The organism is uncultured Cytophaga sp. (genome assembly GCF_937863595.1).
Taxonomy (GTDB): domain Bacteria; phylum Bacteroidota; class Bacteroidia; order Cytophagales; family Cytophagaceae; genus Cytophaga.
On the sequence record NZ_CALMGQ010000166.1, the window covers coordinates 1 to 22563 of the forward strand.

A 22563-nucleotide genomic window follows, 5' to 3' on the forward strand; every position below is an offset into this window, starting at 1 on the left:
GCCGAAGTCCTTCAGCTCTGTTATGGTTTAAGACTTTGTTTAAATCAAAATCAAATGCTCCGGCTGTAAATTTTCCGAAATAAACATTTTGACCCAGGTTTAATGCTTTTTGAATGATTAGTGGATTTAATCCGTTTAAAAAATAATTGTAAGTATTTTTGTCTTCAATTGTTGCTGGTTCCATCCGAATTTGGTTCCAATAATTGGTATCCTTTTCTATGGATTTTTCTTGGTAGGATAGAATACGTTCGTCAAAATCTTCTTTTACAAAATGTTTATTTGTTTGATAATAATGATACCACGTATTTGATTGAATAATAGGGGACAAACCGCCAATTTTTTCAGTACCTCTTAAATAAATGGTTTGTCTTTCGGGAAACAATTCGTCTTCAATTGTTTTATATTGCACCGCAACTTCTGTAAGTCCTTTTCGAGCAAATGCAGGCGATACCAATACATAACGAACAGAAAAATCGTTGGCGTGTATGAGCATAATTCCTTTTAGCGCACTGAAATTTTTTCGCGCTTTTGGAACAAATGCGATGGAATAATATTTTCCATCAGACAAGTAAAGCGTGTCAATTATTTGATAGTTATAGCGGTTAATGCTATGGCTTTGCGCAAGTGGACTGATATATTTTTTGCTTGAAATATCAATAAAATTATCATAAATGTTAACATGCTGAAGATGTGTTCCTAGTAAAGCAACACCCGGGATACGCACACCAGAAGTCATTAACGCATCAATTTTTTCAAGTTGATTTTGTGTGTTTAAAATTTTTCGAGTGGCACTACTTTCTAAGATATATAAATGTTGTTCTCCGGAGATATTCTCATCTCTGAGCAATCCATTTTTGTCAATTTTTTTAAGAATTTCAGATACTTTGTTGTAGTTACCAACGTCAATAGTAAGTTTATTATAGGTTTGATATTGAATCTGATTTCGCTTATTGATATTATTTTCGCTAGCTAAATTTATAGTGTTTTTAATGATCGTTAATACGTCTGCGTCTGAATCCGGCAAATTCGGGAACAATAAATATCTATTTAGCTTCACTAAAAGAGAATCACCTGGTACTTTCAATTCTGTAATTTCAATTGAAACAGGGCGATGTAAAAACCGATTAAAAGTTATTATACTTCCAGCTGCAGGATAGGGTATACTAAATGATCCATCTATACCACTGATGAATTCACTCCCTGAAGGATGTATGGTAATATGTACAAATGGAAGCGATTGATTGCTAAATGTTTCACGGATTTTTCCGTGCAAGGTATCCATTTGCGCAAAACAAGTTGTATTACATACAAGGAGCATTATTAAAAATACTCCTATAGATTTGATATGTAATGAAACGATTCGATGCACAACCAAAAATACAAGAATTATTGGCTCAATAAAAATTGTAGTCGTTTAATTGACTTTTGATTGTTTGGTTCAAATATAGTACTATAAAGACTTTCCTTTTCTCTCAGTGTTAAGTGCCAACTTAATGCAGCCCGTTCACTAAAAGGTTTCTTATTTGATTTTTTTTCCTCATTCGATAAAAACGTATTCGATCTTGGAATATATTCAAACTCAACTACATCTAAAGGTGCATTTAACCAAGAGGAAGCATATTCTAGTAAGTTGTCGTTATTGAAATCTTGATATTCACTCCAGTTATTATATAAGCTTCCGATAGGGGAAACGATATTTTGAAATACGGATCCTGTGTTTCCTTTTTCGATTTCTTGATTTTTTTGAGAATCTCGAATGTTAACGAAAATTACTCCACTTGTATTCATGCTAATCCATTCCTTGAAAACGTATAAAAAAGTCGTAGCATCTTTCACTCCAAAATTATCAGACAAACCAGCATCCATTATTTCCATTGCAGGCTCACTTGGCAAATCAACATTGGGTGTAATATAAGGGAAGGTAGCACTCATTCTAAGTGCACTCATAAAGTGTAAATCATTCGCTTCTTGTGATTCAAAAAACTTTTTAAACTCAACACCTTTTATTTTTTCACTGAAAATGGAATCTGTTGAGCCTACACCTTTTGTAGTCATATAGGCTACATTTATTGGAGAAATATATAATTTTCGACCATCATTAATAATTGTTGGCGAAAGCATTAACATGGGTATTTTCGCATCTTCTTCCGGCTTTTTATAGTCAGAAATACGCTTATACATTACATATTCTGTATTTTCGTGCATTTTTTGTTCAAATGCATAGCCTCTGTCTTTATAATATTCATGGTTGCCGTCAGTAAATTTTTGAAACCTAAAAAATAGGTCATTTACCACCATACTAAATACAACAGGGTTTAGTACATCTTTAGATATATTATTTAAATATTTAAAGTTATTGGCACTTTTAATTTTGCCTTCGGATTCCATTAATTTTAATTCTCTAAAATAACTTGCACCAATAATACCACCCGATGCGCCTGTTATTAAACGCGTCTGTTTCATTAATGCTCCGTTTGTAACACTATCTGTATACTGTAAGGTACGTAGGGTCCATACTGCTGCACGCTGTCCGCCACCACTAGTACAAATAAAAATCATTTTTGGTTTTATACTATCTGGAAATTGGCTTCTCCAATTATCTAAAATTTTAAGTGTTTGTTTTTTGTCTGCTTTATAGGTTTGTGCATTACTCAATGCTTTCAAGCGTTCTAAGGAAAACACTGCTGATTTTTTATTATAATTAATTCCAAATACTTGATAGGTGGATTGTATAAATTCTTCCTTTATTAAGAAATTTAAAACGACCAAAATGATAACAATGGAAGTAATTGCCCAGCCTCTTAACCAATAAGAGAATGCTCCAGTAAACATAACGATGATTGAAAAAAACAAAATTCCACTTGCTGCTGCGGGTATTTGAAATAAAGGGTTGTCTCTAAATAAACCTAGACTGATGATAACAGTTATAAGACAAATTTCAACAATAACAGCATTTAAATGGTTTTGATCAAAAATCATCATCATCATGGATCTATCTAAATGATCATGATCTGGCGTTTTGGCCACTTTTAGCCCCATTGTAAAAAAAGAGGTGATGTGATATTTATTTTTAAGTTTTTTTGAGTGGAAATCCTTTAACACATTTACACGATTGATGGGATTTCTCTTCAATGTTTTATCTACCGATTGAGCAAGTTCTTTGAATATATCTTTGTTGGTTCTGCTGAAATACAAAAACATAATCAATATAGTAGTAAGTTGTCCTGTAAGTAATCCTGCAACTTGACAAAAGACCTCCCAAATGGTTTTTATATTGTAATTATTTTGAAAGTAAATAATGTTAATTACATATACACCCGTAAATAAAATAGGGATGATGCTATTATTTAAACAAAAAGTTGAAAAAGGTTTTGGGGTAGCTCCTAAAAAAGGGAATTTATAACTATCCAATATGTAAATTGTTATATGGAATGACGTGATAAATATCCCTAAAGCAATTCCAATAATGAAAAAGCTCTTGAAATTTGTTACATAAAGATATTCAGGGTCTAAAAATAAATAAGGTATGCCTATTAAATCTCCAAATGTTCGAGTGACACAACCTAGTAGTATCAACCAAATTAAAAGAAGAATTTGATTTTTTTTAATATTATTTAAAACAAGCTGAACCGCAAAAGAGTAGTACACTTTTTGTATCCAATCCCCAGATGGGTTCTTAGGCAAATTCATTTACGAATATAGGTTTTATCGTTGGTAAGATATTATTTCAATATTACGGATTTGTTTTAATCTATTCTAACGTCATTTAGCTTGGATAAGATACACGGTTTTCTCCGTTTAAATGATTAAATTTGTAAAAGAAGAAATTAGTAGATGGAAAACATTCGGAATTTTTGCATCATTGCACATATTGACCATGGTAAAAGTACCTTGGCAGACAGATTATTAGAGTTTACAAGTACGGTTGGTAACCGCAAAATGCAAGCTCAGGTTTTGGATGATATGGACTTAGAACGTGAACGCGGTATCACGATTAAAAGTCATGCCATTCAAATGAATTATACTTTTGAAGGTCAAAAATATATATTAAATTTAATTGATACACCTGGTCACGTAGATTTTTCTTACGAAGTTTCTAGATCCATTGCTGCTTGTGAAGGAGCATTATTGATTGTTGATGCTGCACAAGGTATTGAAGCGCAAACTATTTCAAATCTGTATTTAGCATTAGAGAATGATCTTACAATCATTCCGGTAATGAATAAGATTGATTTGCCAGGTGCTATGCCTGAGGAAGTTAAAGATCAGGTTGTAGAATTATTAGGATGCGATCGCGACGAAATTATTCCTGCAAGTGGTAAAGAAGGTATCGGTATATTTGAAATTCTTGCGGCTATTATTCAGCGCATTCCGCCACCAAAAGGTGATCCTAAAGCTCCATTACAAGCATTAATATTTGACTCTCAATTCAATTCGTTTAGAGGAATTGAAGTTATGTTCCGTATTTTCAACGGTACAATTAAAAAAGGTGATAAAGTTAAATTTATAAATATTGGCAAAGAATATCATGCCGATGAAATTGGTGTATTAAAACTTCAGCAAGAACCGCAGCTAGAATTAGGTGCAGGGAATGTTGGTTACATCATCTCTGGTATTAAAGAAGCCAAAGATGTTAAAGTAGGCGATACCATTACACATGTTGTAAATCCAGGTAAAGCAATTCAAGGCTTTGCAGAGGTAAAACCAATGGTTTTTGCTGGTATTTATCCAGTTGAGACAAGTGAGTTTGAAGAGTTGCGTGCAGCCATGGAAAAGCTTCAGTTAAACGATGCATCTTTGGTTTGGGAACCAGAAACTTCAGTGGCTCTTGGTTTTGGATTTCGCTGCGGTTTCTTAGGCATGCTCCACATGGAAATTGTGCAAGAGCGATTGGAACGCGAATTTGATATGACTGTTATTACAACGGTACCTTCTGTTCAGTTTAAAGCATACTTAACAAAAGATCAGGAGATGGTTGTTGTGAATGCACCTTCTGACATGCCAGAACCAACTACTTTAGATTATATTGAAGAGCCATTTATAAAAGCACAAATTATTACGAAGGCCGATTATGTTGGTCCAGTTATTTCTTTGTGTATGGATAAACGTGGACTGATTACCAATCAAACATATTTAACATCCGACCGTGTTGAATTGACATTTGAATTGCCCTTGGCGGAGATTGTATTTGATTTCTTTGATAAATTGAAAACAATTTCCAAAGGATATGCATCTTTGGACTATGAATTGATTGGTTTTAGAGAATCCAATGTTATAAAATTAGATATCATGTTGAATGGAGAGAAGGTTGATGCCTTGTCTGCTATTGTTCACCGTGATAAAGCATATGATTGGGGCAAACGTTTGTGTGAGAAATTAAAAGAACTCATACCCATGCAAATGTTTGAGATTGCGGTACAAGCGGCAATCGGACAGAAAATTATTGCTCGTGAGACTGTGAAAGCAATGCGTAAAAACGTATTGGCGAAATGTTATGGTGGTGATATCTCCCGTAAAAGAAAGTTATTAGATAAACAGAAAAAAGGTAAGAAACGCATGCGCCAAGTAGGTAATGTGGAGATTCCTCAGTCTGCATTTATGGCGATTTTGAAATTAGATCAATAGAGAAAAGACGAAGGCTTAACGCGAAAAGCTTAATGCTTTTTCGCTGTTACGTTTCTTTTTAAAACGCTGATTTGAATAAAAAAATAATTAAAAATATGAGCTATTCGCCTTAGGCCTTTAGCTTTAAGCCTTAAGCTTTAAATATGCAATTATTAGACGGTAAAATTACTTCAGATCAGATAAAAAATGAGCTGAAGAACAAAGTTGAAACAATAAAAAACAAAGGTGGTAAAATCCCTCATTTAGCGGCTGTATTAGTAGGTGATAGCGGTGCTGCTGTTACGTATGTAAATGCAAAAGTAAAGGCATGCGAGTTTGTCGGTTTTAAATCTACCTTGGTCAAACTTCCTGAAACAATAAGTGAAGCGGACTTGCTAGCTAAAGTTGCTGAACTAAATGCAGATAAAGACATCGATGGTTATATTGTTCAATTACCATTACCAAAGCATATCGATGAACAAAAAGTTACTGAAGCTATTTCTCCAGATAAAGATGTAGATGGTTTTCATCCAACAAGTTTGGGTAAAATGGTATTAAATTTACCAACATATTTGCCCGCAACACCTTACGGTATTATGCAATTATTAGAACGTAATGGCATTGAAACAGCTGGCAAGCATTGTGTGGTAATGGGTAGAAGTCATATTGTTGGTTCACCAATGAGTATTTTAATGGCGCGCAATACCAACCCGGGCAATGCAACCGTTACGATGGTACATTCGCGTACAAAGAATTTAAAAGAATTAACGCTTCAAGCGGATATATTAATTGTTGCTATCGGTAAACCAGAGTTTGTGACTGCAGATATGGTAAAAGAAGGAGCAGTAGTTGTAGATGTTGGGATACACCGTATTGAGGATGCAACTAAAAAATCGGGTTATCGATTGTTGGGTGATGTAAAATTTGATGAGGTTGCACCCAAAACTTCTTATATCTCTCCGGTTCCAGGTGGCGTGGGTCCAATGACGATCGCATCCTTATTAATGAATACATTACAAGCAGCAGCTTTAAAATAATACCTTGCAAACTTCTACAAACATAGTATCGTTGCCAGTCATGGAGTCTTTCTATACCATTCAAGGGGAAGGACATTATCAGGGTAGGGCGGCCTATTTCATCAGACTTGCTGGCTGTGACGTTGGTTGTCATTGGTGTGACGTGAAAGAATCATGGGATGCAACGTTACATCCTTTACAAACGATTGAACATATTGTTGCAGAGGCGGCAGTATTTGTTGCACGTATTGCTGTAGTTACGGGTGGCGAGCCCTTGATGCACGATTTGACCAACCTTACGGCTCAATTAAAACAAGAAGGTTTTAGAAATCATATTGAAACCAGTGGCGCGCATCCCTTATCTGGAGATTGGGATTGGATTTGTTTGTCACCTAAAAAGTTTAAAGCACCCTTAGATTCTGTGATTGAGGTATGTGATGAGTTGAAAATTATTGTTTTTCATCCAAGCGATTTCGCATTTGCAAAAACATTTTTATCTAAGGTAAAAAAAGAATGTAAGTTGTTTTTGCAACCCGAATGGTCGCGACAAGAAGAAATGTTGCCACAGATTATATCTTTTGTGAAGGAAAATCCTGAATGGGAAATTTCCTTACAGATACATAAGTTTATGAATATACCTTAGAGGTTAGATTCTATTTTTAGATTTATTTTTACACTTTTAGTTATGGCATACGTTGTCCATATAAGTATTAGGGGTACCATAACATTAAATTGTCTTGGGTAGGCACTTACCAAAGAGCTCAGGCCTAAATATATCATTGAAAAAGCTACCAGCAACGTAATTTCAAACGGTAGTTTTCTCCAATTCCAAACCATAACAAATAAGGAATATACCATTGCTAATAAAAGTATTGAGTTTACATAGATTCTTACTAAGGTTGTAGGTGCCTGAAAATAGTAAGAAGCAGGGAATCCAAATAACAATCGACCAATGTTCGAAAACCAATTTTTGGCATATTTTACAGGGCTCCGTTTAATGTTTGCTATTGCCATTGCTTTAAATAACGAATCTGCTTCAATAACCGTTTTCGTTTTATTGATTTTGTCAAAGTCATCTTGGTGATTTTTAGCAATAAACGAAGCATTGCAGAAAGACTTATTGTAGCAATTCGCATCAAAATTATTGTTGTTCCAATCACCAAATTCATCTTCACTTAAAGAAGTCATCCAATACAAAACTTTGCCACCCTCAGTACTTAAATAGAATACTTTGCCCGTTATCGAATAGGTATAAAGTAGATAAGGAGTGATGGTAGAAAACGAAATTAATAAAACGAATAACGTTTTTAAAATAATAGGTTTACGCTTGTTTAAAAAATAATAGATGGTACAAATGACTAATAATAGAACTAATACATATGCAAATATTACTTTTGTTAAAATCAGCAAACCAAAACTTAAGCCTGCAGCTACTATAAATCTATTTGAGACACCTCTTTTATGTTGAATATGTATAATCAGATAACTAAAAATAGATATTAAAAATAGCGTAAGACTCTCCGTTAATATGCAAGGCATCTCTTGAAACGCTAAAAAGTATGCACCCCAACAAATCCCAATTAATAAACTCGTTTTAAATGATTCTGTTATTAGCTGAATGGATTTAAAAACAAATATGATAGATAGATAATGCAATAAAGCATTTAAAAGGGTTATTGAAATTAGAGGTAATTTTAATAAGACAAATGGCATTAAAATTATTGGATATCCTGGTCCATTTATTAGATCAATTTTAGGATAGGCTGGAGAATAAAATCCATTTAATAGATTCTGTGCAAAATTTAAATAACGGGCTTCATCACCAAACATTTCATCTGTATGGAAGTGAATGACAAAAATTATATATAAAAAAAGAAAGGGTATGAAAAGTAAAAAAGGAGACGTTGACTTTAATGTTTGAATACGCATGCTTCAATAAAATTTAACTTATTGACCAATATAGCTACTATTTTCAATATTTTGAAATACTTAAATTTAGCGAGAAGTCAATTTCAATAAGTTTAACTATATTAGATATTCGTTTTAGAAACCTACATATGAATAACTTTAAAATAGTAGCAATCTTATTTTTTATGTATTCAGGAGCGTATTCCTATTCACAAACGCCAACTGCAAACCTGCATACAAAAAATAAAAAATCCATTTCTTCCTTTCACGAAGCTGAGTTATTGCAACAACAACGTAAATGGAATGAAGCCATTTCACTATTGGATGCAGTTATTCAAAAGGATACAGCATTTGTAGAGGCATATTTGAAAGTGGGTACCTTGTACATGACAATGGGAAATAAGACTGCAGCAAGAAGATATTTTAGTAAGGCTTCCGATTTATACCCATCTGTTAAGTCATTTGCAGGAGCTTATTATACAGCGGGTGAACTTAATTATAACGAAGGAGCATATGAAAAAGCAAAACGTTATTTTCAACTTGCAATAAACGTACAATCAACCGATAAAAAAATTGTTGAATTCGCACCACGCTTTATCGAACGTTGTGATTTTGCAATTAATTTAATAAATCATCCTGTTGATTTTAAACCAGTGTTGTTAGGGCCTCCAATTAATACACTATTTTCTCAATCGCATCCGGTACTAACTGCAGATCGTAAAACGATGTATTTTACAACACTTACGGGAATGGCACGTCAAGATAACGAAGATATTGTGATGACAACCAATGTAAATGGTGTTTGGTCTGAACCTAAATCCATTTCTTCCAATATCAATACAACAGCAAATGAAGGTACTTGTTCGATCTCTATGGATGGAAACTCCTTGGTATTTGTTGGATGTGGTAAACCAGATGGTTTAGGTTCTTGCGATATTTATATCTCTAATAAATTAAATGGAGTGTGGTCTACACCTGTTAATCTCGGGCCTGCAATTAATAGTTCTACTTGGGATTCTCACCCAAGTCTTTCAGCCGATGGCAGAACATTGTATTTTGTTTCCGCACGTAAAGGAGGCTTTGGTAAAGAAGATATTTATATTTCACATCTAAATGACAAAGACGAATGGATGCCTGCATTCAATGCTGGTCCATCTATAAATACTCCGGGTACGGAATTTTCCCCCTTTATTCATGCTGATGGAACTACGCTTTATTTTTCATCTAATGGATGGATGGGCTTAGGCGGTTTGGATATTTTTTATACTTCAGGAGCTGATACGAGTTGGGCTATCCCCAAAAATTTAGGGTATCCCTTAAATACGAATTTAAACGATGAGACATTATTTATCACAGTAGACGGCAAGAAAGGGTATTATTCAAGATTTAAAGGGGAATCAATTAATTACAACAGCGGAATATTGATGTATGAATTCGATGTGCCTGATTCTTTCAAACCAGAAAAGACAAGTACGTTTGCACAAGGGCATATCTATGATAAGGTTACTAAAAAAGCGTTGGGAGCTCGTGTAGAGTTGATTGATATTTCCTCTGGCGTTGTAAGTCAATCCATTTTATCTGATAGCATTACAGGTGAGTATACGATTGTAATTACCGAAGGCAAAGAGTATGCTTTATATGTAAACAGAAAACAATACTTATTTGAATCGCTAAATTTTGATTATAAAAAGGAGAAGAGTTTTAATCCGCTAACATTAGATGTTTATCTAACACCAATAAAAGCGGGCTCTCGAGTAACATTAAATAATATTTTCTTTGCGACCAACTCCTACGAATTAGAAGAAAAATCACTCGTTGAATTGAATAAATTAATCAATTTTATAAATATTAATCCCAAGCAACCCATTGAATTATCCGGATATACGGACAATATTGGCTCTACGGAATCTAATATGAAATTATCGATGATGCGAGCAAAAGCAGTGTATGATTATTTAATATCTAAAGGTGTAAAATCAACTTTCATATCTTACAAAGGATATGGCGCAACAAATCCTGTTGCAGATAATACTTCGGAAGAGGGTAGACAAAAAAATAGAAGATTGGAGATTAAAGTTTTATAATAAATAAATTTTCTATAAGATATAAACTATATCGTTTTAAATTATTGACATGTAAAGTCGGTTATAAGGTATTTTTAATATTAGCTGATATAAAACAAAAAAAACAGGACACTTTCACATCCTGTTTTTTTGTTTTATATCTATATAAATATTAATGTTGGAAATCGTACATGTATTTTGATTTCTTTTTCTTTGTTGATTTGCTACTCTTATGTTTTCCAGCAGGCTTACCTGGTGCTGCAGAAGCTGCAATTGCAGACATTGCAAAAACAATAGTTACTATAAATACAATCTTTTTCATAGTTCAATAGGGTTAAGTATTATAAAAATAGAAATATTTTATTATTAAACATAATTTAACCTATTTTATATGTATAATTTATTATAAAATCATCTAATAATGCTATTTATATGTGATTTGTACTATATGTTCAATCACATTATAAGCTATTTTTATATAAAAATATATTTTATAAAACGAACAAGTGGCTTTATATATAATCAATTTTTTGTATTGTTATCCTATATAATGTATATACTCAATTGTACTATCTATGAGCATTTTAATAAGGGGGAACATTATTAATGGGTGCTTTTTTTTTGTGTGTTTTTTATATTAACTTGGACTTATATTAGTGAATAAGATGAAAAAATATTTAATAATCGCCTTACTTTCTGTTTTTATTGGAAACCTATCGGCTCAAGTAATACCAGATAATTACGATAAAAATATAAAAAAAGGGAAAGAACACGTCTCTTTAGAGGAGTATAGACAAGCACTTCCGTATTTTTTAGAAGCATGGAAAGTAGATACAACCGATTATAAATTGGCTTTTAATATTGTTACCTGCTACTTCAATATTAAAAATGAATTAGCTGCATTCCCATACATGGACAATGCAAAGGTGGGCATCAAAGATCCAATTATGCTTTTTTATTATGCACGAATTTTTCACTTACAACATAAATTTGAACTAGCAATTACACTCTATATAGAATACCAACAAACCTTAGATCCTGCAGAACCTGAATACTTTGAAATGCATCAATACATTGCAAATTGTAAAACAGGGATGACCTTAATAAAAAATCCTGTAAAGGTTAAAATCACAAATCTTGGCCCAAAAATAAATTCCGTTTATCCAGATTATGCACCCGTTATTTCAGCAGATGAAACAGAATTGTTTTTTACTTCTCGCAGACCAAATACTACGGGTGGAGGTAAGGATTTAGAAGATGGTATGTATTTCGAAGATATTTATCATTCAGAAAAAATTAAATCAGATGAATGGTCTCAAGCTACAGACATCGGAAATGGCATCAATACAGATTCTCACGATGCCTGTGTTGCATTAGCACCAGATGGTATGGAATTGATATTGTATCGACATTCGGGTACAGATGGAGGCGATTTATATTCAAGTAAACAAAAAGGTGAAACTTGGGAAAAGCCAAAAAGGTTAGGTAGTACTATAAATACCCCTTATTGGGAACCAAGCGCTTCAATTTCTGCGGATGAGCAATCCATCTTTTTTACCAGTAACCGCAAAGGTGGTATCGGTGGAACGGATATTTATATGGTTCGCAGAAAAGATAATGGAGATTATGGTTCTGCTATTTTATTAGGCCCGACCATTAATACTACTAAAGATGAAGATGCACCTTTCATACATGCGGATGGTAAAACGCTCTATTTTAGTTCTAAGGGATTGAAATCTATGGGTGGATATGATATATTTTATTGTACCATTGATTTAGAAACAGGAGAGGTGTTGACTCCACCACAAAATATTGGCTATCCGATTAACACTGCAGATGATGATGTATTCTTTGTATGGTCTGCAGATGGAACTAGAGCCTATTTCTCTTCTATTAGAGAGGGCGGGTATGGTGATAAAGATATTTACATGCTTGAAAGGGATGCTGTGAAAAAAGCACCTACTGTATTGTTTAAAGGACAAATTGTTGCTTGTGAAGATAAACATCCTGTTACTGCTACAATATTTGTTACAGACCTATCTACTCAAAAAATTGTTGGTGTATTTAACTCCAATAGCTTTACCGGAAAATATACGGTTTCTTTGCCTGCAGGTAAAAATTATGGAATTTCAGTAGAAGCTTCTGGATATTTGTTCGAATCTAAAAACATTAATTTTCCACTAGATAATGGGTATATAGAATTGGTAGATACCATTTGTATGAATAAATTAAAAATTAATACTTCTATAATCCTTAGAAACGTATTTTTTGATGTAGATAAAGCGACTTTAAGACCCGAATCTGTTCAAGAATTAGATAAGCTATTTGATATTATGCGTAATAACCCGAATCTGAAGATTGAACTTTCAGGACATACAGATTCAGATGGCAACGATGACCATAACATGACCTTATCTGACAATAGAGCAAAAGCTGTAGTTGATTATTTAATCAATAAAAGCATTAATCCTAAGAGACTTACTTGGAAAGGATATGGTGAAACAAAGCCTGTAGAGCTAAACGATACGCCAGAACATAAGCAAATGAATCGTAGAACGGAAGTAAAGATATTAAGTAACGAATAGGCAATAAGGTGGTCAGTGGAAAGTGAATACTGATTAGTGATATAAAAAAAGGATAGAGTTAATCTCTATCCTTTTTTTATATGTCTTTTACTATTTTCTACCAGACTGGTGTCCACTATTAATAATATGTTTTTGGAGGTTTTACTTTCTTATTCTTCCTTTCAAATTCCAAATTACTGTTTCTTCTTGAAGGTTGAAATTTCTCTAACTCCTCACGTTTGCTTTTATTGGTTTTGAATTGCTCTTTCAACGCTTCATCGCTGTCTGCATTATAAAATATATCACTGTTTTCGAGTGTTGTATTTTGGTTCTTATGTTTTATAACCTTTAGTTTCTTTTCTGATTGTGATGACATCAGTTTTTCCCTACGAGATTTACAAGAAGGAGCTAAAAGAAGTATTATAAAAATCAAACTGCTGAATCTTAACATTTTACTAGTTTTTTGAAAATGGGCTAAGAATATTTAATTTGGATTAAATGTCTCAAATGTATTATCAGAATAAAAGAAGACAATTTTAAGCACTTTTTTATCATTTTGAGCAGATTTTTCTTGTTTTTTTGTGGTATCCGACGATTTTTCAATCTTTTCTTGCTCCATACTTTGTTCCATGTGCGCTGCGGGGATTTTTTCAGTATCTATGGTTGCCACCTTTTTGGCTATTGGAGATATTTCACTTTCAGGTACTTGCACATTAGATTGTTTATAGGGCACTTTTAAGGGATCATCTGCAATTGAATCTGTAACAATGGGTGTTTCCTTTAGCACTGTATTAACCCTCTGAGGAATAATTATAGCGGGTATTTCAGCTGTTATAGGCTTTTGATTCAATTCTTCTATTGAATCAATCGTAGTCGACTGATTACGAGTACTGTATTGTTCTGATGTGAAAGGTTGAATAGGAGCTACATCTCCTTTTATATCGAAAAGATCTAATTGCTTCATTGGTCCAGTTCCCATAATAAGCCAAGTAGGGTTGATGTCTGAAAAATTATTTAATATTTTTTGTATAAAGTCTAGGCTGGGTTTATTCCTGCCAGAAACCAAATGCGACATACTGGAGCGCTGTACGTCTATTTTATCCGCAAATTCTGATGCTGTGAGCTCAAATTCCTTCATAAGGATGAGGACGCGCTCTACTATTGATTCTTCCATATGTAAACTGTAGTTACAAATGTAATACTTTTATTGATGACTTATGTAACTTAATGTGAAATTATTTAATAGTCTGAATATGAAATATTTGTATATGCAGTTTACAATTGTAATTACATATGTAAACTGCATATACAATTGTAAATTACATGTGTAAATAGTTGTTTAATTAACAATAGATAGACTTTATTGAAAGTGTGCTTATAAGGTTTAACTTTAAGGTGTATATATATATTAATTAAAAATCAGTTATTTACGTATAATAACGTTATAATTTAAAAATAAATGGTTTTAAAAAAGGAGTTTACAGAACGCAATCAATATTTAAAGCTAAATTTTTGAAGTATTTACAATTGTTGGATTTAAAATTTGTTAGCCTTTTGCCATCTGAGCCTAAAATGTAGTTTTGGATTCATTGTGTTACTTATATTTCAAACGAATAAGATTTAGACTAAAGGTGTGCAGTTACTCTACATTATTATTTATAATTAACTGTTGCTAAGCTATTTAATTAATTTCTAAAGATTGCATACTTATAATTTGAATATAATTTGTCTTATAATCTCGGTTTAATTAAAGTATAATTGTTTTTATATTTTAAAATCAATCAATTGAAGGTTTATTACTTAAATAGAGCTGCTTTTAAGCAATAATCATTTATGTTTGTCTAATATTTCCTTGATTTATGGCTATAGATAGAGAAAACAACTTTGATTTTTTGAGATTAGTATTTTCATGTGCAGTAATTGTCTCACATTCATTCCCTTTAACGAATAATAATGAGATCTTGTCAGTACTTTCAAATAATCAAATTGACTTTGGTGCACTAGCGGTTGATATTTTTTTTATTATAAGTGGTTATCTGATTTTCAATAGCTTAAAATACAGTCATTCATATGTAAATTATATTTGGAAACGATGTTTACGTATTTTTCCAGCCTTATTTGTGATGCTTATTATTTCATTAGGTATTATACTGATTGTAAGTACAAACCAAAAAACATTTATGCAACGGGATTTTCTTACCTATCTTCCTAATAATTTATCTCTTTACAGAGCTCAATTTGTTGTTAATGGTGTATTTAAAAATAATCCATATCCCAATGCTATAAATGGGAGTTTATGGACCTTATGTTATGAATTTAGTATGTATATTTTCTTGTTATTCTTTTTCCCAATTCGGAATAGAAAAAAGGTATGTTTGATATTGTTAACTGTTTTTTTTATCCTTTTTTACACAGGTAATTTTGTTCATATGAAACTATTGAATCGATGGATTTCTATGCTTGGCCTTGGATCGACAGATATGTATAAATTAGCGCCGTTTTTTATTGCGGGTTCTATATTAAGTTTATTCAATTTGAAAGTGATTAATACTCAATTAGTAAAAATAGTATTGTTTTGTTTATTGATTTTGGCCTTGATTTTTAATGTATATGTTTATGTGGCACACCTGTTAATGCCGCTCTTGATCGTTTTAATCGGGATTTCTTTTGATAAATACACAAACTCTGTAACTCATACACTTGGAGATTTATCGTATGGTATTTACATCTATGGATTTATTATTCAACAAACGTTAATGAATTATTTTATTCTGAATACTTATGAATTAATGCTTTATAGCTTAATTAGCACCTTGATTATTGCCTATTTTTCATGGCATTATGTTGAAAAAACAAGCTTGAAATTTAAAAATCAATTCTAACTGAATCGAAATACTTTCAAATTCCATACGCAGTTCATAATAGAGGCAAATGATACTTACCATAAAAACCGGTATAGAGTTGAATATTGTTGTTTGAAAAAATGCTGATGTTAGGTTGTGAGCGATTACGTTCAGAGTAGAAAAGGAGTAAAAGCATAAAAAAAGTCGTTTAGGATTTTCCCAAACGACTTTTTTATTTCTTTTAAAACCTATTTATCGAACAAGATTTATATATCCTTCTTCTTTTATTTCAATATTTTTCCATGTTAAGGCTTTTACCTTGTAGACATAAATATCGGAACTTTGTAAAGCGCCATTAAAAGTGCCATCCCAGCCTTCGTGCATATTTGAGGTAGTAAATATTAACTGGCCCCAACGATTGAATATCTGGTATTCTAACAGCGTTTTAACACCCCAGCCATTTACGAACACTACATCATTATTCCCATCACCATTAGGTGTAAACATGGTTGGCATTTTTATAAATGTTTCCGGTTTTATTTTAATGTTATATTGATAATTTTGGTCATAACATCCACGTACATCTGTAACATTCAGATTATATTTTATATCATCTAATGGTTGCACAGTAGGATTATTACACGTTAAGCAACTCAAGCCAGTAGGAGGAGTCCAAGTATATTTATAATACGATTGTCCATTAACGGGTAGCGTTATGATATCACCAATCACAATACTTGTATCCAAACCTCTAAGTCCAATGGATTCAATTATAATCGCAGGAACGGTTGTTTTATCAGTACAGCCATTTTTATCCGTTTCTATTACTTGATATTGAACACTGTGCTGTATAGTTGCGATTGGGTTGGTTGATGTCGTACTTGACAATCCGATTGGAGGAGCCCATTTATAGGTACTTGTCGGATCGGGATTCAACACATTTAACGCTACCGTACCTTGACCTTGACAAACCGTGTCGCCAATTGCTTTGGTTTCTGGATTTTTGTAAATAATAATTTTCTTAGCTATTGTATCAACACATCCCAAACTTTGACTTTTTATGGCTAAAGTAACATTGTACGTTCCAGGCTCAGAATAGGCATGATTTGACAGATTTGCTTGCGTCGATGTTTTTCCATCTCCAAAATCCCAATTTGATAAATCCGCACCCATAGACTTATTTGTCAATGCATAAGGACCATCATTAAAACACGTCGTTGTGTCAACTCCATCTAATCTGTTAAAGTCTGCAATAACTTGATAGATTTGAATTGGGATTTGAATTTGAACATCACAACCTTGTGAACTTGTTAAACTTAATTTTGCTATTGTAGCTCCGCTTGGTGGGTGGAAATTATATTGATGATCAACAGGTGCTATATTATCAACTACAATTCCATCTCCAAATGCCCATGTATAAAATACAACATCAATGGTATCTTTTATTTCAAAGTGAATAAATTCTCCTTTACAAATTGCGTGTTTATCAGCAACAAAATTTCCTTCCGGACCATAAATTTTAAAATTTCTGGAAGTTGTATCGGCACATCCATTAGAGGTAGTGACGATATGTTGAACCAAGTAATTGCCTTTTCCATAAGCAAGTACATAGTTTGGTTGAGTTGAAACTTCACCGTTTCCAAAGTTCCAAGAATTGGTGATCGGGTATTTTGAGGTTGATTTATCAGTAAATGTAATACCTCTAGGCGCACACAGAAATTTAACGGTATCAACGTTGGTCGTAAATACAGCTGTTGGGTAGGTCTGTACACTGATTTGTTTTGACGTTTGACCTTTACAACCCGTACTTATTTCTTCATAATTTAAGACTACATTGTACACCTGATCTGTTGTATATAAGACAATATTGTTCGATTGCTGCGTACTTGTAGTAGAATTTCCAAAATCCCAATTATACTTTAAAGAAGAACCACCAATCGTATAATCCGTTGCGCTTAATGATAGGGGTTCGCCCACACAAATTCCAGATTTCGCAATGATCGTGCTTGTTGGTTGATATTGCTTAATGATCATGGAGATTGTATCTCTACAACCAATTTTATCTTGAACAGTCAAAAATATATTATATTCAGAATTTGACTGTGGAGGTGTTGTAAATGTATGTGTTGGGTTTTGAAGCGGGGAAGATGTACCATCTCCAAAATTCCAATTCCAGGCAGTCAACGTAGTATCACCTATAGATAGATCGGTAAACGTAACCTTGCTTGGATTGCAAATGAAAACATCATCTGCTGTGATAGCTGGTTTAATATCAAATACTTTGATTTTGCGAGATACCGTATCTGTACATCCATTTACGTCTGTTACGATGAGTTGTGCTGTGAACACTCCCGCTTTTTTGAACTCAAATTCAGCGATTGGCGAACTTGATTTTACCTCGCGGATTTCACTGTTGGGTATTTTCCAATCATACCCTTTTCGACATTCTGCAAATACATCTACAGACTTGTTTGCATTAAATGTGTATTTGCCATTTAAACAGAATAATGAATCGCTATTGATGTCTGCTTTTAACTTTCTTGCTTTTATAATTACCGTATCTTTTGTAGAGGGGCAACCACTAGACGTTTCTGTTGCTGTTAAAATTACTCTATAATCTCCAGATGTAGTGTAGGTTTTTGTTTCATTTATTGTTGAACCAACGGTTGCATCTCCAAAATCCCAAGTTAAACTGGTTGCGTTGGTATTTACATCTTTAAAATGATAAGTATATGGATTGTTACAAGCTGCGCTATAATCAATCTTTGCAATGGTTCCTTTAACATTTATAAAAGCAGGTTTTTTTATGGTAGTTAAGCATCCATTTGTTTCAACTGTTAAAGAAACATCTTGAGGGCCATATAAATCTGTATACTTCCATGTGAGTTGATCTTCATTATTACAATGGAAAGACCTATTACCTTCAGTAGTAAAATGATAACTTTCAATTACCCCAGCAGAATTGCCTAGGTTTGTAGGCAATACGGTATTAAATGTAACGGGCTCTCCCGGACAAACTTCTGTTTTGCTTGATACAAAATCAAGACCAGTTATTTTATCTCCTACTTCAATGGTTATTGCATAAGATGTGTCTATACAACCTTTCTTAGTAGTTACTATAATTCTATTATCGTAAGTGCCTACTTGGTTAAAAATAACGGTTTCAGAATTATTGTTTGTATTGTTTTTGATGGTGCCATCTCCCAACAACCATTTCCATTTTACTATTGGGTCAAAGGATGTACTTACATCTCTGAATGTTACGCTTAATGGTAGACAACCTCTTGAAACATCTGGCATAATGCGTCCATTTGGTAACCACAGAGTATCATTCGTTGATGTATTTGCTTTACACCCCGTTTTTTTAGATGTTACAATTAGCGCTGTAACTTGGGATTCATGAACATTGATACCATAATATGTTTGGTTTGTAGCACTTTTATAGGTCTTAGAAGGAGTGGCGGCTGTACTTAAAGAACCATCATTAAATGTCCATAAATAATTAACATTTGATTGATTTAATTCCGCTTTGTATTGAACTGTAAGTGGGCTTGAACAAGAATTTTGTGGTGTATGAAGAATGGAAACTGTCACTTCATCTACATAAACTAGTGCTGTTGTTTTATCAGAACATAGTCCATCTGGAGTTGTTACTTGAAGCGTAACGGTGTGCTTGCCTGCTTTTGAAAAAATTACATAAACAGTATCTCTATTTTTATAACCTCTAATTATTGAATTGGCATCAACGGTCCATAATTTATTTCCTATGGAGCTTGTTATAAAACGTGCTGAATCATAAATACAGATTGTATCTTTTGACTTTTTAATGATAGGTATTGGTCTGCCAACGCTTGCTGAACTGCTTGCTGTCGATTGGCAACCCGTTAAATTTGCTGCAAACTTAACGCTAAGTTTAGGTATATATGAACCCACTGTGTAAACTTGGTTCGAAGGAGTTGCCAACGTAGATGTTTTTCCATTGCCCAAATCCCATAAATAACTTAATGGTAGAGTACCAGTTGATGTATTGTTAAACCCAACGTTCAGTGTGGAATTACAGGTAACGGCAATGGCAGGTGTTGTTGTGAAAGATGCGACAGGAGCATCGTATACTTGAACCACATCTTTAAAAAGTCCTCCGCGATCACAGGTTGGGTAATTTGTTTCGATACCAACAGAAATTGAAAAAAGTCCTTTTTGGGTGTATAAATGGGGAACCGTTGCTAAGTTAGGTCCTTGTTCACTTGTACCATCACCATATACCCAGGTGTATTTATTGATGGTTACTTTAGGATCTGTCGTTATATTGCTTTTAATAAGACTATTAAGTGGAAAACATCCTGCATCAACTTGTAAAATATTAATTTCTGCTTTTTTTAATACTTCAATTTTAATGGTTTTTATAACCGGACCATTCACGGATTCTTGAAAAGTTACATTATAAATACCCGGTTTATTAAATAGGTTAGAAGGGTTTTGGTGGTCTGATGTTACGCCATCTTTAAAATCCCAAAAATAAGTAGTAGCCGTTGCTGGAGAGGTAAATGTAACGGTAAGTGGAACACATCCTATCAGAATATCTGCACTTTGACCATAAGCAACCCCTGAAATAAATAATAGGTATAGAAATATTATTTTAAAATATTTTGTCATTTTTATAAAAAGTAATACTAACTTGCACAATAATTTTTATGCAAAACTACTCAATAAAATACATTTAACAATTATAAAAAATATATTTTGATAAAAAATACACTTCTAAATATAGGTTTAATACTATTATTGATATTGAATCATATCAATAGTTCATACGCTTCCACTCAGGCAGATTCCATTAAACCTTTGGTAAAAATCAACAAAGAATTTTTAATTGTTGCACATATCGTTTTGGATTCCAATAAAAATAAAAATATAAGTGAAGCAGCTATTAAATCGGTTATCGAACAACTAAATTCGATCTTTTACCCGATTGGTGCTTCATTTAAGATTTGTGAATTTAAATATATCGAAAACTATAATTACAACGAACTTGTTTCTGGTAAAGTTAGCAAAGAGGAATTAGATCCATTATACAAACTGAGTCATCGGATTAATATGTATTTTGTTGAAATTCCAGATCTTACAGCTTGTGGTTTTGCAAGTGTAGGCGGTATCGCCGACTTTGGGAATATTATAGTTGCAAAAAAATGTTTAGATATTAGGCCAATCTCTCAGCTTTATGGATCTTTTTTTGGATTAAAGAATACATTTGATAAAACAATTCCTGAATTAGTAGATGGAAGCAATTGTGCAACAGCAGGTGATGGTTTTTGTGACACTCCAGCAGACCCCTATGTACGAGGTGATTTTATGAGTAACTATATAAACTTAATTAATTGTAACTTTATCAGTGAAAAAAAAGATGCAAATGGTGAATATTACTATCCCGATTTGGCAAATATCATGAGCGATTATCCGTGTGGATGTTTAACCTTTACGGTACAACAATATAACTCCATGGCAAATTATTACAATTCACATTTAGGTACCTGGTAATTTCTTTTTAATGAAACTTTTATATACACTTTTATTTCTTTCCCTTTTCTATAGTTCTAGTATTGCTCAGGATATACATCTTTCTCAATATTATACTTCAAATCTTTCGTTAAACCCTGCTTACACAGGTAATTTTGATGGAGATGTAAAAGTGGGGTTAAACTCTCGAACGCAATGGGCGCAAATATCTCCAGCAATGAAGACCAACATGATTTCCATAGAAAAGAAAATCTTAACAAAACAGAATGAGTTTGGAGTTGGTATGATTTTAATAAATGATCAGGTGAGTTCATTTTTTTTGAATACCAATAAAATAATGCTTTCCGGAAGTTATCAGAAAAATTATAATGGGCATTTAATTCGATTTGGAATTCAATCGGGTATCGTGATGCGCAATATCAATACCAATGATCAAACATTTCCTAGTCAATGGAATTATCAATTAGGGAGTTACGATCCAACTTCAAATAACAATGAAGGGAGTGTTAAAAATACTTGGCATTATATTGATATCAATGCAGGGCTTGGCTGGTCTCATTTATATGGTAAAGTAAAATTATCTGCAGGCTACGCATTATTTAATGTAAATAGACCAATTGAAGGTTATGGAAGTGCAAACAAAGCAATTCCTTTTAGACATGTTTTTAATACTTCTGCTGTTTATTATATGAATCCCAAGCTTTCTTTGGTTCCGCATATTTTATATATGAATTCTGCAACCGCAACCGATTTTCTTGCAGGAGTAAATGCATATAGAAAGTTTACAGAACGATTAGGCCTTATGGCAGGTGCTGGCTATAGAGGAAGTACGGCAAATTCAGATGCTGCAATTGCTTATGGAGGTATTAGTTACGATCGTTTTGTATTTGGCTTGAGTTGGGATTTCAATGTTTCATCCTTAAGTAAGAATTCACGTTATAAGACAGCTTGGGAAGTATCGCTTACTTATACCACTCCATCAAGAAAGTCGAACAAGGTAACCTTACCTTGTGATCGATATTAATATTTCTTCAATCAAAAAATATTCTTT

General features: G+C 33.0%; 15 protein-coding genes. 8 read left to right on the plus strand and 7 right to left on the minus strand.

Going from position 1 to position 22563, the window contains the following annotated elements; all coding sequences use genetic code 11:
* Both Q0543_RS14565 and Q0543_RS14570 read right to left on the minus strand, forming a co-directional pair.
* A partial coding sequence (locus Q0543_RS14565) for a DUF5686 family protein (RefSeq protein ID WP_299254681.1) occupies positions 1–1282 on the minus strand: 1282 nt, incomplete at its 3' end.
* 104 nt (positions 1283–1386) lie between these two features.
* Entirely contained in the window at positions 1387–3690 is a 2304-nt protein-coding gene (locus Q0543_RS14570) for a patatin-like phospholipase family protein (protein ID WP_299254683.1), read from the minus strand.
* A 144-nt stretch (positions 3691–3834) separates the two neighbouring features.
* On the opposite strand from Q0543_RS14570, the gene lepA reads away from it, so the two are divergent.
* From lepA to Q0543_RS14585, 3 genes are all read left to right on the plus strand, one after another.
* Positions 3835–5625 (plus strand): translation elongation factor 4, encoded by a 1791-nt coding sequence (gene lepA / locus Q0543_RS14575; protein ID WP_299254684.1) that lies wholly within the window; start codon positions 3835–3837, stop codon positions 5623–5625.
* 143 nt (positions 5626–5768) lie between these two features.
* Entirely contained in the window at positions 5769–6641 is an 873-nt protein-coding gene (gene folD, locus Q0543_RS14580; protein ID WP_299254686.1) for a bifunctional methylenetetrahydrofolate dehydrogenase/methenyltetrahydrofolate cyclohydrolase FolD, read from the plus strand.
* A gap of 40 nt (positions 6642–6681) precedes the next feature.
* Positions 6682–7263 (plus strand): 7-carboxy-7-deazaguanine synthase QueE, encoded by a 582-nt coding sequence (locus tag Q0543_RS14585; RefSeq protein WP_299254687.1) that lies wholly within the window; start codon positions 6682–6684, stop codon positions 7261–7263.
* Here Q0543_RS14585 and Q0543_RS14590 read toward each other — a convergent pair.
* Positions 7260–8549 (minus strand): hypothetical protein, encoded by a 1290-nt coding sequence (locus Q0543_RS14590; RefSeq protein ID WP_299254689.1) that lies wholly within the window; start codon positions 8547–8549, stop codon positions 7260–7262. The genes Q0543_RS14585 and Q0543_RS14590 overlap by 4 nt on opposite strands.
* A gap of 128 nt (positions 8550–8677) precedes the next feature.
* Between Q0543_RS14590 and Q0543_RS14595 the strand changes: the two genes are divergently transcribed.
* Positions 8678–10612 (plus strand): OmpA family protein, encoded by a 1935-nt coding sequence (locus tag Q0543_RS14595; RefSeq protein WP_299254691.1) that lies wholly within the window; start codon positions 8678–8680, stop codon positions 10610–10612.
* A 151-nt stretch (positions 10613–10763) separates the two neighbouring features.
* Here Q0543_RS14595 and Q0543_RS14600 read toward each other — a convergent pair whose 3' ends face one another.
* Complete coding sequence (locus Q0543_RS14600) at positions 10764–10913, minus strand: hypothetical protein (protein WP_299254693.1); 150 nt, start codon at positions 10911–10913, stop codon at positions 10764–10766.
* A 343-nt stretch (positions 10914–11256) separates the two neighbouring features.
* Here Q0543_RS14600 and Q0543_RS14605 point away from each other — a divergent pair, with 343 nt between their 5' ends.
* Entirely contained in the window at positions 11257–13176 is a 1920-nt protein-coding gene (locus Q0543_RS14605) for an OmpA family protein (RefSeq protein WP_299254695.1), read from the plus strand.
* A 118-nt stretch (positions 13177–13294) separates the two neighbouring features.
* Here the strand turns inward: Q0543_RS14605 and Q0543_RS14610 are convergent, their stop codons facing one another.
* Both Q0543_RS14610 and Q0543_RS14615 read right to left on the minus strand, forming a co-directional pair.
* Positions 13295–13531, minus strand: a complete 237-nt coding sequence (locus Q0543_RS14610) for a hypothetical protein (protein WP_299254697.1) — start codon at positions 13529–13531, stop codon at positions 13295–13297.
* Between the two features lie 108 nt (positions 13532–13639).
* Positions 13640–14329, minus strand: a complete 690-nt coding sequence (locus Q0543_RS14615) for a helix-turn-helix transcriptional regulator (RefSeq protein WP_299254698.1) — start codon at positions 14327–14329, stop codon at positions 13640–13642.
* Positions 14330–15014: 685 nt separating this feature from the next.
* On the opposite strand from Q0543_RS14615, the gene Q0543_RS14620 reads away from it, so the two are divergent.
* Positions 15015–16037 carry an acyltransferase gene (locus tag Q0543_RS14620; RefSeq protein ID WP_299254700.1) on the plus strand — a complete coding sequence of 341 codons (1023 nt, stop codon included), beginning with the start codon at positions 15015–15017 and terminating at the stop codon, positions 16035–16037.
* Between the two features lie 213 nt (positions 16038–16250).
* Here the strand turns inward: Q0543_RS14620 and Q0543_RS14625 are convergent, their stop codons facing one another.
* Complete coding sequence (locus Q0543_RS14625) at positions 16251–20651, minus strand: PKD domain-containing protein (protein ID WP_299254701.1); 4401 nt, start codon at positions 20649–20651, stop codon at positions 16251–16253.
* A gap of 135 nt (positions 20652–20786) precedes the next feature.
* Here Q0543_RS14625 and Q0543_RS14630 point away from each other — a divergent pair, with 135 nt between their 5' ends.
* Both Q0543_RS14630 and Q0543_RS14635 read left to right on the plus strand, forming a co-directional pair.
* Positions 20787–21533: a hypothetical protein gene (locus Q0543_RS14630; protein ID WP_299254703.1), complete on the plus strand. Its 747-nt coding sequence runs from the start codon at positions 20787–20789 to the stop codon at positions 21531–21533.
* A 10-nt stretch (positions 21534–21543) separates the two neighbouring features.
* Complete coding sequence (locus Q0543_RS14635) at positions 21544–22536, plus strand: PorP/SprF family type IX secretion system membrane protein (RefSeq protein ID WP_299254705.1); 993 nt, start codon at positions 21544–21546, stop codon at positions 22534–22536.
* Positions 22537–22563: the final 27 nt, after the last annotated feature.

Coding starts and splice junctions, on each gene's coding strand:
- Q0543_RS14620 (WP_299254700.1), top strand. CDS start 15,015: ATGGCTATAGATAGAGAAAACAACTTTGATTTTTTGAGATTAGTATTT.
- lepA (WP_299254684.1), top strand. CDS start 3,835: ATGGAAAACATTCGGAATTTTTGCATCATTGCACATATTGACCATGGT.
- Q0543_RS14625 (WP_299254701.1), bottom strand. CDS start 20,651: ATGACAAAATATTTTAAAATAATATTTCTATACCTATTATTTATTTCA.
- Q0543_RS14585 (WP_299254687.1), top strand. CDS start 6,682: ATGGAGTCTTTCTATACCATTCAAGGGGAAGGACATTATCAGGGTAGG.
- Q0543_RS14570 (WP_299254683.1), bottom strand. CDS start 3,690: ATGAATTTGCCTAAGAACCCATCTGGGGATTGGATACAAAAAGTGTAC.
- Q0543_RS14595 (WP_299254691.1), top strand. CDS start 8,678: ATGAATAACTTTAAAATAGTAGCAATCTTATTTTTTATGTATTCAGGA.
- folD (WP_299254686.1), top strand. CDS start 5,769: ATGCAATTATTAGACGGTAAAATTACTTCAGATCAGATAAAAAATGAG.
- Q0543_RS14635 (WP_299254705.1), top strand. CDS start 21,544: ATGAAACTTTTATATACACTTTTATTTCTTTCCCTTTTCTATAGTTCT.
- Q0543_RS14610 (WP_299254697.1), bottom strand. CDS start 13,531: ATGTCATCACAATCAGAAAAGAAACTAAAGGTTATAAAACATAAGAAC.
- Q0543_RS14590 (WP_299254689.1), bottom strand. CDS start 8,549: ATGCGTATTCAAACATTAAAGTCAACGTCTCCTTTTTTACTTTTCATA.
- Q0543_RS14605 (WP_299254695.1), top strand. CDS start 11,257: ATGAAAAAATATTTAATAATCGCCTTACTTTCTGTTTTTATTGGAAAC.
- Q0543_RS14600 (WP_299254693.1), bottom strand. CDS start 10,913: ATGAAAAAGATTGTATTTATAGTAACTATTGTTTTTGCAATGTCTGCA.
- Q0543_RS14615 (WP_299254698.1), bottom strand. CDS start 14,329: ATGGAAGAATCAATAGTAGAGCGCGTCCTCATCCTTATGAAGGAATTT.